Origin of the sequence: Kitasatospora sp. NPDC127060 (genome assembly GCF_042724935.1) — a bacterium.
GTDB lineage: Bacteria > Actinomycetota > Actinomycetes > Streptomycetales > Streptomycetaceae > Kitasatospora.
In genome coordinates this window covers 39,897-53,356 of sequence record NZ_JBHXEG010000013.1, presented here as the reverse complement: position 1 = coordinate 53,356, position 13,460 = coordinate 39,897, and the positions used below count along the sequence as shown (strand labels likewise).

Below are 13,460 nucleotides of genomic sequence, written 5' to 3'. Positions count from 1 at the left end.
GGTGTCAGGGGGCACGCAGCAGCGAACCTCCCTGCGGGCGCACGGCATCGACTCCGTACGGCGACGCTGAGCGGCGGCGGCCGTGCGGGCATGACGAGGCGTCAGGCGGCTTGCGTCGAGGCGTGCTTGAGCGCACGACGAAGCGCCGGGTGAACGCGCAGGGAAAGTTGGTTACCGCGTGCCGGAGGTGTTCGAGAGCATGCGGGGGTAGGGGCTACTGTGGCCCGGACTATCGCAGTCCATGTCTCTCGCCTCCTCCCGGTCGGGGGCGCACCGTCTGTGCGCCGCATCGCGACACGGCAAGGAGCACACCGGCCTTCGAGGACCGGTACACCCCAACTCGTCAGAGCTTTGGCACTCCACGGCGTGTCCAGCCGGATCGGCCGGAAGCCACTTGGGGTCAACCCTTAACTCGGGAAGACCTGTCCTGAACCTGGGCGTCTCTCGACGTCGTCGGGTCAGTGGCCTGTGTCCGTGAAGACGCCTCACCGAACGAGGTGCCTTTTCAAACCTCCCAAAGCATAGACCGGCCCGGCCGCCCGGAGTCACCTTTTCGGCTGACCTTCGACAGCTTTGTAGAACCTTGACCAAACCCGCGGGGGCTTGCGCATCCTCGACCGGCATATATAGTTCACCGACATATGCAGCTGAACAGCTCACGAGGGGGAACTGTGTCCCACATCGATCCGAGCCGGCCCGCACCCGTCCTGCAGCTGGCCGGGGTCTCCCGGGTGCACGGGCGCGGCGCCGCCGAGGTCCACGCCCTGCGCGCGGTCGACCTGACCGTCCACGCCGGCGAGTTCGTCGCCGTGATGGGGCCCTCCGGCTCCGGCAAGTCCACCCTGCTCACCCTGGCCGGCGGGCTGGACCTGCCCAGCGAGGGCCAGGTACTGGTCGAGGGCGTGACCCTCGGCGGCCTGAGCAAGGGCAAGCTCGCCGATCTGCGGCGGCGCTCCGTCGGGTACGTCTTCCAGGACTACAACCTGATCCCGGCGCTCACCGCCGCCGAGAACATCGCCCTGCCGCGCGAACTCGACGGCGTCTCCGGCCGCACCGCCCGCCGCGAGGCCCTGGCAGCCCTGGAGGAACTCGGCATCGGCGAACTCGCCGACCGCTTCCCCGACGACATGTCCGGCGGCCAGCAGCAGCGCGTCGCCATCGCCCGCGCCCTGATCGGCGAGCGCCGACTCGTCCTCGCCGACGAACCCACCGGGGCACTGGACTCCGCCACCGGTGACGCCGTGCTCGCCGTGCTGCGCGCCCGCTGCGACGCCGGCGCCGCCGCCATGATGGTCACCCACGAGGCCTCCCACGCCAGTTGGGCGGACCGGGTGGTCCACCTGCGGGACGGCGCGGTCGCCTCGGAGAGCACCGGGCGCCGCTCCGGCGGCTGCCAGGCGGCCGTCCACCGGCCCCACGCACTGGGCGAGGTGACGCGATGAGGCTCGGAGCATGGAAGATCGCCCTGCGGATCGCCCGGCGCGACGCCCTGCGCGCCAAGGGCCGCAGCGCCCTGATCCTGGCGATGATCGCGCTGCCCGTGCTCGGCGTCACCGGCGCCGACGTGGTCCACCGCAGCGGACAGCTCTCCCCGGCCGAACGGGTCGAGCGGGTGGTGGGCGGCGCGGACGCGCTGGTCACCGCGCTCAACCCGGGCCAGACGGTCGAACAGGCCCCGATCGCCGAGGAGGGCGCCTTCGCCGTCCAGCCCCGCCCGGGGCAGCAGCCCACGCCCGAGCAGCTGAAGGCCGCCGGCACCGATCCGGCCACCCTGGTCGGCTCGCTGCTGCCGCCCGGCAGCGCACTCACCCCGGCCCGGCCCGGCCCGGAGACCGGCGCGACCTCCCCCGAGGGGCTGGTCCGCACCCTCACCACCGAGGCCGACCTCGGCGACCCGGTCTGGCACGGCCGGCTCGACCTGGTCAAGGGCCGCGCCCCCGGCGCCCCGCACGAAGTGGCCGTCACCCAGGCCTTCCTGGACAACTCCGGGCTCCCGCTCGGCGGCACCACCACCGTCCAGGGGCTGGACGGGACCACCTTCACCATCACCGGTGTGGTGGAGCACCCGGGCGACCTCGGCCGGGTCGAACTCGTCGCCAGGCCGGGCGAGTTGCTCGACCCGCTGGCCGCCGCGACCAAGCCCGGGCAGGCCTCCGCCGACCGGCCCGGGAGCGGGCACGCCGCCTGGCTGGTGCACCTGCCGGGCGGGGCCGCCCTCGACTGGGCCAAGGTCCAGCAGTTCAACGCCCACGGCTACACCCTGACCGCGCGCTCGGTCGCGCTCGACCCGCCGCCGTACCGGGCCGTCCCCTACTTCCGGGACTCCACGACCTACCACGACCCGGCCAGCGGCAACAGCACCAAGGTCGTGGTCGCGACCGTGACCGGGATGGCGCTGCTGGAGGTCGCCCTGCTCGCCGGGCCCGCCTTCGCGGTCGGCGCCCGCCGCTCCCGCCGCCAGCTCGCGCTGCTCGGCGCCGCCGGCGGCCGGCGAACCCACATCGGCGCGGTGGTGCTCGGCGGCGGCCTCGTGCTCGGCCTGGCCGGCGCGGCGCTCGGCGTGACGGTCGGCACCGGCCTGGTCGCCTGGCTGCGGCCGGTGATCGAGGAGGTCGGCGGAGCGCGCTTCGGACACTTCGCCCTGCCCCCGCTGGACCTGCTGGCGATCGCCGGGATCGGCCTGCTCACCGCGCTGCTCGCGGCCGCGCTGCCGGCCTGGCAGGCCGCCCGGCGCAGCGTCACCGCCGGACTCACCGGGCGGGACACCGTCCAGGCACCCAACCGCCTGGTCACCGTGGTCGGCGTGGTGCTGATCCTCGGCGGCGGCGCGATCGCGATGTACGGCGCCGGCGCGGTGCAGCGCGGCCTGCCCGTGGTGAGCACCTACGACACCCGCACCCTCACCGTGCTGGGCGGCTCGGTCACCGCCGAACTCGGCCTGCTCGCCTGCACCCCGGTGCTGGTCGCCCTGTTCGGCCGGCTCGCCGGACGACTGCCGCTCGGCCCCCGGCTGGCACTGCGCGACTCCGCCCGCAACCGCTCCCGCACCGCACCGGCCGTGGCCGCGGTGATGGCCGCCGTCGCCGGGGCCGTCGCCATCGGGGTGTACAGCACCAGCACCGACGCCGAGAACCGGCGCGACTACCGGCCGGAGGCCCCGTACGGCGCCGTCCAGCTGATCGCCCACAGCGAGGGGCCGCAGGCCGCACAGCTGCCGATCGAGGTGGAGAAGCAGCTCACCGGGCTCGGGCCGCGCGCCGACGTCGGGCAGGCGGTCTACCGCTTCTGCGACAACTGCTCCAGCGCCGTCCAGCTCAAGGGCACCCCGAACTGGCGCACGCTCACCGCCGTCCCGCACCTGGCCACCGGCGACGCCACCCTGCTGCACAACCTCTTCGACATACGGGACCAGGCTGCCGAACAGGCCCTGGCCGCAGGGAAGATGCTGGTCTTCGACCGGTCTCTGGTCGGCGCCGACGGCAAGGTCGTGATGGAGCTGCGCGGGGGCGGCGGCGGACCGCTGCAGCCCGGGCAGATCCCCAAGCCCGACCTCCAGGAGATCCCGGTGGACGCGGTGCTGGTCGACAACCCGGACGCCGCCCGCTTCGCCCAGGGCCTGGTGCCGACCACCGCGCTGGCCAAGCTCGGCCTCTCCTCGGCCCCCCAGGGTTCGGTGTGGCGTCCGGCCACCCCGCCCGACCGCAAGGCCCAGCAGCGGGCCGCGGCCGCCGCCGCCCAGCTGGACCACTACTCGGAGCTGGACGTCGAACGCGGCTACCAGTCGAAGGGCGACGCCCTCACCCTGGCGCTCACCGGCTTCGCCGGACTGGTGGTGCTCGGCGCCGCCGGGATCGCCACCGGACTCGCCGCCGCCGACTCCCGGCAGGACCAGTCCACCCTGGCCGCCGTCGGCGCCCCGCCGCGGATCCGCCGGACCATGGCGGGCCTCCAGTGCGCGCTGATCGCCCTGCTCGGGGCGGTGCTCGGGGCGGCCAACGGCTTCATCCCGGCCGTGGGGCTGCTGAAGTCCCGGGCCAGCGGGTTCGGTTCGAAGCCGATGCTGCTGGCCGCACCGTGGGGCGAGCTGCTGCTGGTGGTGCTGGTGCTGCCGGTGGTGGCGGGGCTGCTCGCGGCGCTGCTCACCCGCTCCAAGGTGCCGCTGGCGCGACGGCTCTCCTGACCCCTCGCCGGCCGCCTCCCCACGTCGTTCCCCACCCGGTTCCCCCCGTTCGAGCACGTCGGGCGCGCCTTGAGCCCCGACTGAGCACCACCCGAACACCATCCGAACACCACCCGGGCACCGCCCGGACTCCGTGGGCGCCCGTCCCTTCCACCAGGGGGCGGGCGCCCGGCGCTCGCCGTACGATGGGCCGCGTTCCAGCGGGCGAAGGGCGCCGGCAGTCGGTGCGGCGAGGGAGACGAGGGCGGTGCTACGGGGTTTCGGCGATCTCGAGGCCGAGATCATGGACCGGCTGTGGTCCTGGGGCCGGCCGGCCACGGTGCGCGAGGTCGTCGACGACCTCCAGCGGCAGCGGGCCGTCGCCTACACCACCGTGACCACCGTCGCCGACATCCTGCACACCAAGGGCTGGCTGCGCCGCGACAAGGTCGGCCGCGCCTGGGTGTACGAGCCCACCTGCACCCGCGAGGCGTACACCGCCCAGCTGATGCACCAGGCGCTGGACACCAGCACCGACCGGGCCGGCGCGCTGCTGCACTTCGTCGACCGGATCAGCGGGGACGAGGCGTCCGCGTTGCTCGCCGCCCTCGAACAGGTGAAGACCCGGGACACCGAGTGACGCTCGCCCTGCTCGGCCTCTACCTGGCCGTGACCGGCGTGCTGCTGCCCCGCCGACTGGCCGGCTCGCCCCGGCTGCAGGCCCGGCTCCAGACCCGGCCGGCCCTCGGTGCGGCGCTGTGGCTGGCGCTGATGGTCTCCTTCACCGTCGCCCTAGTGCTCGCCGCGCACCACGCCGTAGAGCCCGCCGCGCACGAGCCGGCCGGGCTGATCGGCCTGCTCCCCCACCTCGAACCGACCGGGCCGGTGCTGCCGCACACCCACGGCCGGTGGCTGCCGGTCGCCGCCGGGGCGCTGCTCGCCGTACTGACCGCCGTCGGCATCCGGGCCGGGCGGGCCCGGCGGCGCCACCGGGCGATGCTGGACGTGGTCGCCGTACGGGAGCGGCGCTGGGGCGCGCTGGTGCTGGAGCACGCCCACCCGACGGTCTACTGCCTGCCCGGGCGGCGCTCCCGGGTCGTGCTGTCGCGCGGGGCGCTGCGGCTGCTGGACGAACGGCAGCTGGCCGCGGCCGTCGCCCACGAGCACGGGCACATCCGCGGCCGCCACCACCTCTTCCGGCTGCCCGCCGACACCTTCGCGCTGCTGCTGGGGCCGCTGCCGCTGGCCCGGCTGGGGCGCTCGGAGGTGGCGCTGCTGCTGGAGATGGCGGCGGACGACGCGGCGCTCACACAGGTGTCCCGGACTGAACTCGCCTCGGCGCTCTGCGCGTTGGCCACCTCCGGGGCGACTCCGGGCGCAACGCTCGGAGTCGCCTCCACCGGGGTGCTGGCCAGGGTCCACCGACTGGCCCGGCCGGGCGGCGGCCGGCGGAGCCGACCGGCCGGGCGGCTCGGGGTGTTGACCCTGTCGGCGCTGCCGCTCCTGCCGTACCTGCTGGCCTGCGCGCCACATCCGTGATCCGGGCCCGGGCCCGGCGATACGGGACCCGGGCCCGGCGGCGCGAGGCGTGGCGGCGTTACGGGCGGACGGCGCCCTTGTAGGGCATCGCGGAGATCGGCAGGACCTCGACGTTCTTGCCGGTGCGAGGGGCGTGGATCATCTTGCCGTCGCCGATGTAGATGCCGACGTGGTGGATGTCGTCGTAGAAGAAGACCAGGTCGCCGGGCTGGAGGGCGTCCCGCGAGATGCGCGCGCCGGCGTTCCACTGGTCCTGGGAGATCCGGGGGATCGTGACGCCGGCCGCCTTGTAGGCCTGGCTGGTGAGGCCGGAGCAGTCGAAGCTGTCCGGGCCGCTCCTGCTCCAGCCGTACGGCTTGCCGAGCTGCGCCTGGGCGAAGGCGATGATGGCCGCGGCCCGCCCGCTGGCCGGCGGGGCCGGGGTGCTCATGTCCGGGCGCGCGGACGAACGGGAGGCGCGGTCGGCCTCGGCCGCCTGCCGGGCCTCGGTCTTGGCCTTGTCGGCGGCCTGCTGGGCGTTGACCTTGGCACGGTCCTCGGCGCTCAGCCTGTTGAGCGTGGCCTGGGCCTGGGCGAGCTTGGTCTGGATCTGCTGCTTCTTGGCCGTCAGCTCGGTGCCGACCGAGTCGAGCTGGGCGAGCGTGGCGGTCGCCTCGGCGCGGTCCTGGTCGAGCTTGCGCTGCTCCTCCTGGGCCTGCTTGAGCAGGGCCGCCTGGCTGCCGGCGACCTGGTTCTGCGCCGAGGCGCGCTCCAGGTAGCCGGCCGGGTCGGAGTCGAGCATCAGCCGGACGGACGGGTCGATGCCGCCGTTGCGGTACTGGTCGGCGGCGACCGCGCCGAGCCGGGTGCGCAGCTCGTTCATCGCTTCCTGGCCGCGGGCGACCTTCTCCTGGATCCGGTTGGCGTCGCCCTGGAGCTTCTGCTGCTTGTCCTGGAAGCCGTTGTACTGCTCGACGGACTGCTCGGCCTCCTCGTTGAGCTTGTCCACCTGCTCCTTGACCGAGGCGAGGCCGGGGGCCGGCTCGGCGTGGGCGGTGCCGGCGGCGAGCACCGCTCCGCCGGCCATCGCCGTCGTGAGGACCGCCATGCGGGCCCGGCTCGGGGGGCTGGGCTTGCGGCGCTTTCCCATCGCGGGGGGCTCTCCTTCGGGGGACGGGTGGGGAGGTTCGGTGACGCGTGGACACTCGTAGGAACGTAGGGGAGGCGTTCGCACGTTCATCCGGGGCAGTCGGGGGGACGCTCGGGAGCGGTCGGGGGCGTCCGGGGGCGCTCGGGAGCGTGAAAAGACGGCGAAGGACGGGCGGAGCCGTACGGGGGATGCCGTCCCCGCCCGCCTTCTTCGAAGTAACTTAATAGATGAGGGGCGGGGTTCCGCAATCCCCCTGGTCCCAGGCACTTTCCCGGACCGATCCGACCCCCGCGACCCACCCCACGAACCGCCCCGCGACGCACCCCACGAACCGCCTCGTGGCACTCCCCTCCGCGCGGAGTGCGAACACCGTGCCGGAAGCACGCCAAATCGAGAACAAGGTCACACGTGACGCCCCTCCTTCCGGTCCGCTAACGGGCGCTAACCTGCGCACATGAAGGTCCCGCCCGAAAGGCTCCCCCTCGCCGCCGAGTTCCCGGCCGCGCACCGTGAGCAGTGGCAGCAGCTCGTCGAGGGTGTGCTGCGCAAGTCCGGCGCCCAGCCCGAGGACGCCGCCGCCGCCGAGCAGGCGCTCACCACCGCGCTCCCGGACGGGCTGCGCGCCCGTCCGCTGTACACCGCCGAGAACACCACCGCCGAGCCCGGCTACCCCGGCTTCCCGCCGTTCGTCCGCGGCGGCCGACCGCAGGGCTCCGCCGTCGCCGGCTGGGACGTACGCCAGCGGCACGCCGACCCGGACCGGCGGCGCGCCAACGAGGCCGTACTGGCCGACCTGGAGCACGGCGTGACCTCGCTCTGGCTGGAGCTGGGCGGCGAGGGCCTGCCGGTCACCGCCCTGCCCGAGGCGCTCGCCGGGGTGTACCTGGACCTCGCCGCCGTGGCCCTCGACGCCGGACCCGAATTCACCGCCGCCGCCGAGCAGTTGTTCACGCTGTACCAGGAACGAGCGGTCTCCCCCGACGCCGCCGCCGGCAACCTCGGCGCCGACCCGCTCGGCCTCCAGGCCCGCACCGGCTCCGCCGCCGAGACCGACGTCCTGCTCACCGAGGCCGCCGGCCTGGCCGCCCGCTGCGCCGCCGAGTACCCGAACGTCCGGGCGCTCACCGTGGACGCCCTGCCGTACCACGAGGCAGGCGCCTCCCCCGCCCAGGAACTGGGCTGCGCGCTGGCCACCGGCGTCGCCTACCTGCGCGCGCTGACCGCCGCCGGACTGCCCGTCGACACCGCGCTCGGCCAGCTGGAGTTCCGCTACGCCGCGGACGCCGACCAGTTCCTCACCATCGCCAAGTTCCGTGCCGCGCGCCGCCTCTGGGCCCGCGTCGCCGAGGTGTCCGGCGCCTCCGCCGAGGCCTCGGCGCAGCGCCAGCACGCCGTCACCTCCCGGGTGATGATGACCGCCCGCGACCCGTGGGTGAACATGCTGCGCACCACCGTCGCCTGTCTGGCCGCCGGGGTCGGCGGCGCCGACGCCGTCACCGTGCTGCCCTTCGACAGCGCACTCGGCCGGCCCGACGCCTTCGCCCGCCGGATCGCCCGGAACACCCAGTCGATCCTGCTGGAGGAGTCCCACCTGGCCCGGGTGATCGACCCGGCCGGCGGCTCCTGGTACGTCGAGCAACTGGGCGAGGAGCTGGCCCAGGCCGCCTGGGCCTGGTTCCAGGAGATCGAGCGGGCCGGCGGCCAGTTCGCCGCCCTGACCTCCGGCCTGGTCGGCGAGCGGATCGCGGCGACCTGGGCCGAGCGGTCGGTGAAGCTCGCCAAGCGGCGCGAACCGGTCACCGGCGTCAGCGAGTTCCCGCTCCTGGACGAGCAGCCGCTGGTCCGCGAGCCGGCCCCGGCGCGGTACGCGGGCGGGCTGCCGCAGGTGCGCCGGGCCGAGGCGTACGAGGCGCTGCGGGACCGCTCGGACGCTTTCGTCGCCGCGACCGGCGCCCGTCCGACGCTGTTCCTGGCCTCCATCGGCAGCGCCTCCGCGCACACCGGGCGCACCACCTTCGCGGCCAACCTGTTCCAGGCCGGCGGCATCGCGACCACCTCCGCCGAGGGCGTCGACCCGGCCGCGTTCGCCTCGGCGTTCCGGGAATCCGGCGCGACCGTCGCCTGCCTGTGCTCCAGCGACGCCCTGTACGGCGAGCACGCCGCGTCCGTCGCCGAGGCCCTGAAGGCGGCCGGCGCCCAGCGGGTGCTGCTGGCCGGTCGCCCGGCCGAAGTGCCCGCCGGAGTGGACGAGTTCATCTACGCGGGCGGTGACGCGATCGCCGTCCTCACCTCCCTGCTGGACCTCATTGGAGTGGCGCGATGATCCCCGACTTCACCGGCATCGGGCTGAACGACGACAGCGCCCGCCCGGACGTCACCGACGAGCAGTGGCAGGCCGCCTGGCGCCGGACCACCGGCAAGGACGCCGACGAACTGGTCTGGGACACCCCCGAGGGCATCGGCGTCAAGCCGCTGTACACCGCGGCCGACCTGGCCGGCGTGGACTTCCTGGAGACGTACCCCGGCATCGCCCCGTACCTGCGCGGGCCGTACCCGACCATGTACGTCAACCAGCCGTGGACCGTCCGCCAGTACGCGGGCTTCTCCACCGCCGAGGAGTCCAACGCCTTCTACCGCCGCAACCTGGCCGCCGGCCAGAAGGGCCTCTCGGTCGCCTTCGACCTGCCGACCCACCGCGGCTACGACAGCGACCACCCGCGGGTCACCGGCGACGTCGGCATGGCGGGCGTCGCCATCGACTCCATCTACGACATGCGCCAGCTCTTCGACGGCATCCCGCTGGACAAGATGTCGGTGTCGATGACCATGAACGGCGCCGTGCTGCCCGTGCTCGCGCTGTACATCGTGGCCGCCGAGGAGCAGGGGGTGCCCCCGGAGAAGCTCGCGGGGACCATCCAGAACGACATCCTCAAGGAGTTCATGGTCCGCAACACCTACATCTACCCGCCGCAGCCGTCGATGCGGATCATCTCGGACATCTTCGCGTACACCTCGCAGAAGATGCCCCGGTACAACTCGATCTCCATCTCCGGCTACCACATCCAGGAGGCCGGAGCCACGGCCGACCTGGAACTCGCCTACACCCTGGCCGACGGGGTCGAGTACCTGCGCGCGGGCCTGGACGTGGGCCTGGACGTGGACGCCTTCGCGCCGCGGCTGTCGTTCTTCTGGGCGATCGGCATGAACTTCTTCATGGAGGTCGCCAAGCTGCGCGCGGCCCGGCTGCTGTGGGCCAAGCTGGTCAAGCAGTTCGACCCGAAGAACGCCAAGTCGCTCTCCCTGCGCACCCATTCGCAGACCTCGGGCTGGTCGCTCACCGCCCAGGACGTGTTCAACAACGTGACGCGTACGTGCGTGGAGGCGATGGCCGCCACCCAGGGCCACACCCAGTCGCTGCACACCAACGCCCTCGACGAGGCGCTGGCGCTGCCCACCGACTTCTCCGCCCGCATCGCCCGCAACACCCAGCTGCTGCTGCAGCAGGAGTCGGGCACCTGCCGGGTGATCGACCCGTGGGGCGGCTCGGCGTACGTCGAGAAGCTGACCCAGGACCTCGCCGCCCGGGCCTGGCAGCACATCCAGGAGGTCGAGGCGGCCGGCGGCATGGCCAAGGCCATCGACGCGGGCATCCCCAAGATGCGCGTCGAGGAGGCCGCCGCCCGCACCCAGGCCCGGATCGACTCCGGCCGCCAGCCGGTGATCGGCGTCAACAAGTACCGGGTGGAGAACGACGAGCAGATCGACGTGCTCAAGGTCGACAACTCGGCGGTCCGGGCCCGGCAGATCGAGAAGCTGCGGCGGCTGCGGGAGGAGCGCGACGAGGCGCTGACCCAGTCCGCGCTGCGCGCGCTGACGGCGGCCGCCGAGGCCGGCCCGCAGCGCGGCGGCTCGCTGGACGGCAACCTGCTGCACCTGGCCGTCAACGCGGCCCGGGCGAAGGCGACGGTGGGCGAGATCTCGGACGCCCTGGAGAAGGTGTACGGCCGCCACTCCGGCCAGATCCGTACCATCTCCGGTGTGTACCGAGACGAAGCGGGCCCGTCGGCGCCCCTCCAGCGCACCCGCGACCTGGTCGAGCGGTTCGAGCAGGCCGAGGGCCGCCGCCCGCGCATCCTGGTCGCCAAGATGGGCCAGGACGGCCACGACCGCGGCCAGAAGGTGATCGCCACCGCCTTCGCCGACCTCGGCTTCACGGTCGACGTCGGCCCGCTGTTCCAGACCCCGGCCGAGGTCGCCCGCCAGGCCGTCGAGGCGGACGTGCACATCGTGGGCGTGTCGTCGCTGGCCGCCGGGCACCTCACGCTGGTGCCCGCGCTGCGCGCCGAACTGGCCGCTGCGGGGCGGGAGGACATCACCATCGTGGTCGGCGGCGTCATCCCGCCGCAGGACTTCGAGGCGCTGTACGAGGCCGGCGCGGCGGCGGTCTTCCCGCCCGGGACGGTCATCCCGGACGCGGCCTACGACCTGCTGAAGTCGCTGGCGGCCGATCTCGGCCACGAGCTGTGATCGCCTGATCGTCATGCCTCCTCGGACCATCGACCTCGATGCATATGTGACGGGTGTCCTGGACGGCTCGCGCGCCTGGATCGCGCGCGCCGTCACCCTCGTCGAGTCCACCCGGCCCGACCACCGCGCGCTCGCGCAGCAGTTGCTCCAGCGGCTGCTGCCGCACGCGGGCGGGGCGGTGCGGGTGGGCATCACCGGCGTGCCCGGTGTCGGCAAGTCGACTTTCATCGACTCCTTCGGGACGATGCTGACGGCGGCGGGCCACCGGGTCGCGGTGCTCGCCGTCGACCCCACCTCCAGCCGGACCGGCGGCTCCATCCTGGGCGACAAGACCCGGATGGAGCGGCTCGCGGTCGATCCGGCCGCCTTCGTCCGGCCGTCGCCCACCTCGGGGACGCTGGGAGGCGTCGCCAAGGCCACCCGGGAGTCGATGGTGGTCATGGAGGCGGCGGGGTACGACGTCGTCCTGATCGAGACGGTGGGAGTCGGGCAGTCCGAGACGGCGGTGGCCGGGATGGTCGACACCTTCCTGCTGCTGTCACTGGCCCGCACCGGCGACCAGCTCCAGGGCATCAAGAAGGGCGTGCTGGAGCTCGCGGACGTCATCGCCGTCAACAAGGCGGACGGGCCGCACGAGCGGGACGCGAAGGCTGCGGCGCGTGAACTCGCGGGCGCGCTGCGGCTGTTGCAGCCGCCGGACGCGGCATGGACGCCGCCGGTGCTCACCTGCAGCGGACTCGACGGGGCCGGGCTGGACGTGCTGTGGGAGCGGCTGCAGCAGCACCGCAAGGTGCTCGACGCGACGGGCGCACTCGCGGCCAAGCGGCGCGAGCAGCAGGTCGAGTGGACGTGGGCGATGGTCCACGATCAGCTGTACGCGCGCCTGCACGAACACCCGGAGGTGCGGCGGCTCACCCCGGAACTGGAGGCCCAGGTGCGGGCCGGTACGCTGCCGGCGGGGCTGGCCGCGCAACGGATCCTGGACAGCTTCTTCGGTACGACCTGAGAGGGCAGGGGACCATCGCCACCATCGTCGAGGACGTCGTCATCGAGGCCGGCGCAGCTGGAGTCTGGGACGCCGTAAGGGATGTGGGCGCCGTACACCAGCGCCTCATCCCCGGCTACGTCCTCGACACCCGTGTTGACGGCGACGTCCGGTACCTGACCATGCCGGGCGGCACGGTCATCCGGGAGCTGATCGTCAGCGTGGACGACGAGCTGCGGCGGCTGGCGTACTCGGCGGTCGAGGGCTTCAAGATTCCCCTGACGCACCACCACGCCTCGTTCCAGGTCCTCCCCGAGGGGCCGGACCGCTGCCGCCTGGTATGGACCACCGACGTGCTGCCGCACGAGATGGCCGAGCAGGTCCGCCTGCGGGTCAGCCGGGGCGCCCAGGTCATGAAGGAAACCCTGGAACGCAGTCAGCCGTCACAACCCGACGCGAACCCCCGCCACCACGGCGGCAGAGAACAGCACCCACCACACGAGTCGGGCGACGGTCGCCACTACGCCACCTCCTGAACCGGGGGGCACGCCTGGAGGCCGTCATTCCTGCGGACCAGTACCGGGAAGGGCTACCGGATTGGCACCAGCCGCTCTACGGACGGCTGTTGGGCAGCGTGAGCGCCGTTCACCGCACCGGCCTCGTGGAGTCCGACGAAGCCGCCCACATGGCGGGAAGCGAGATACTGGTCCAGCCGGTCGACAAACTCCTCGCCGTCTGGGACGGCCTGCCCGCCCGAGGCTACGGCGGGACGGCCGACGTCGTCGCGTACGCGCAACGCCGGGGCGTGCCGGTCGAAGTGTTGTGGCCGGAAGGCGCACACCGATGATGCGCACCCGTACGACCGGGTGATTGCCACCTGCTCAGTGACGCGGGTGCCCTACGCCTGGGTCGAGCAGGCCCCGCCGGGCGGCGTGATCCTCACTCCCTGGTGCGACGACGGGAGCCACTGCGGGCTGCCGCGCATGACCGTCGGTGACGACGGAACGGCCACCGGTCGATTCACCGCAGACGGCGCGTTCATGCTCATTCGGACCCAGCGCCTCGATCTCCGGCTCTTCCGGGACGTGGTCACGGACGACCACGTCCCCGCCGAATCCACC

General features: G+C 73.4%; 9 protein-coding genes, 1 pseudogene and 1 riboswitch. Of the genes and pseudogenes, 9 read left to right on the top strand and 1 reads right to left on the bottom strand.

Annotation, left to right across the window (positions count from 1 at the left end):
- Positions 1-327 precede the first annotated feature (327 nt).
- Positions 328-504, bottom strand: a riboswitch (M-box (ykoK) riboswitch).
- 176 nt (positions 505-680) lie between these two features.
- The 4 genes from ACFWIS_RS10585 (at position 681) to ACFWIS_RS10570 (ending at position 5,698) form a co-directional block, all read left to right on the top strand.
- Entirely contained in the window at positions 681-1,442 is a 762-nt protein-coding gene (locus tag ACFWIS_RS10585; protein WP_380457606.1) for an ABC transporter ATP-binding protein, read from the top strand.
- On the top strand, positions 1,439-4,180 hold the full coding sequence (locus ACFWIS_RS10580; RefSeq protein ID WP_380457482.1) for an FtsX-like permease family protein: 2,742 nt from the start codon (positions 1,439-1,441) through the stop codon (positions 4,178-4,180). Before ACFWIS_RS10585 ends, ACFWIS_RS10580 begins: the two co-directional genes overlap by 4 nt.
- A gap of 247 nt (positions 4,181-4,427) precedes the next feature.
- Positions 4,428-4,799: a BlaI/MecI/CopY family transcriptional regulator gene (locus ACFWIS_RS10575; RefSeq protein ID WP_380457480.1), complete on the top strand. Its 372-nt coding sequence runs from the start codon at positions 4,428-4,430 to the stop codon at positions 4,797-4,799.
- Positions 4,796-5,698, top strand: coding sequence for a M56 family metallopeptidase (locus tag ACFWIS_RS10570; RefSeq protein ID WP_380523809.1), 903 nt, complete (start codon positions 4,796-4,798; stop codon positions 5,696-5,698). Before ACFWIS_RS10575 ends, ACFWIS_RS10570 begins: the two co-directional genes overlap by 4 nt.
- Positions 5,699-5,756: 58 nt before the next feature.
- On the opposite strand, the gene ACFWIS_RS10565 is transcribed toward ACFWIS_RS10570, so the two are convergent.
- Positions 5,757-6,785: an NlpC/P60 family protein gene (locus ACFWIS_RS10565; RefSeq protein WP_380523807.1), complete on the bottom strand. Its 1,029-nt coding sequence runs from the start codon at positions 6,783-6,785 to the stop codon at positions 5,757-5,759.
- A gap of 496 nt (positions 6,786-7,281) precedes the next feature.
- Between ACFWIS_RS10565 and ACFWIS_RS10560 the strand changes: the two genes are divergently transcribed.
- From ACFWIS_RS10560 to ACFWIS_RS10540, 5 genes and pseudogenes are all read left to right on the top strand, one after another.
- A complete protein-coding gene (locus ACFWIS_RS10560; protein WP_380459615.1) occupies positions 7,282-9,150 on the top strand; it encodes a methylmalonyl-CoA mutase family protein in 1,869 nt (622 codons plus the stop codon).
- Complete coding sequence (gene scpA, locus ACFWIS_RS10555) at positions 9,147-11,354, top strand: methylmalonyl-CoA mutase (protein WP_380459617.1); 2,208 nt, start codon at positions 9,147-9,149, stop codon at positions 11,352-11,354. The genes ACFWIS_RS10560 and scpA overlap by 4 nt, the downstream gene beginning before the upstream one ends.
- Positions 11,355-11,367: 13 nt before the next feature.
- The gene (gene meaB, locus ACFWIS_RS10550) at positions 11,368-12,360 is read left to right on the top strand and encodes a methylmalonyl Co-A mutase-associated GTPase MeaB (RefSeq protein WP_380459619.1); all 993 of its coding nucleotides are present in this window, start codon (positions 11,368-11,370) and stop codon (positions 12,358-12,360) included.
- Positions 12,357-12,875: an SRPBCC family protein gene (locus tag ACFWIS_RS10545; RefSeq protein ID WP_380523818.1), complete on the top strand. Its 519-nt coding sequence runs from the start codon at positions 12,357-12,359 to the stop codon at positions 12,873-12,875. Before meaB ends, ACFWIS_RS10545 begins: the two co-directional genes overlap by 4 nt.
- Positions 12,869-13,186: pseudogene (locus tag ACFWIS_RS10540) on the top strand (hypothetical protein); the annotation flags it as partial. The gene ACFWIS_RS10545 and the pseudogene ACFWIS_RS10540, both read left to right, overlap by 7 nt.
- Between the last annotated feature and the right edge of the window lie 274 nt (positions 13,187-13,460).

Coding starts and splice junctions, on each gene's coding strand:
- ACFWIS_RS10580 (WP_380457482.1), top strand. CDS start 1,439: ATGAGGCTCGGAGCATGGAAGATCGCCCTGCGGATCGCCCGGCGCGAC.
- ACFWIS_RS10565 (WP_380523807.1), bottom strand. CDS start 6,785: ATGGCGGTCCTCACGACGGCGATGGCCGGCGGAGCGGTGCTCGCCGCC.
- ACFWIS_RS10560 (WP_380459615.1), top strand. CDS start 7,282: ATGAAGGTCCCGCCCGAAAGGCTCCCCCTCGCCGCCGAGTTCCCGGCC.
- scpA (WP_380459617.1), top strand. CDS start 9,147: ATGATCCCCGACTTCACCGGCATCGGGCTGAACGACGACAGCGCCCGC.
- meaB (WP_380459619.1), top strand. CDS start 11,368: ATGCCTCCTCGGACCATCGACCTCGATGCATATGTGACGGGTGTCCTG.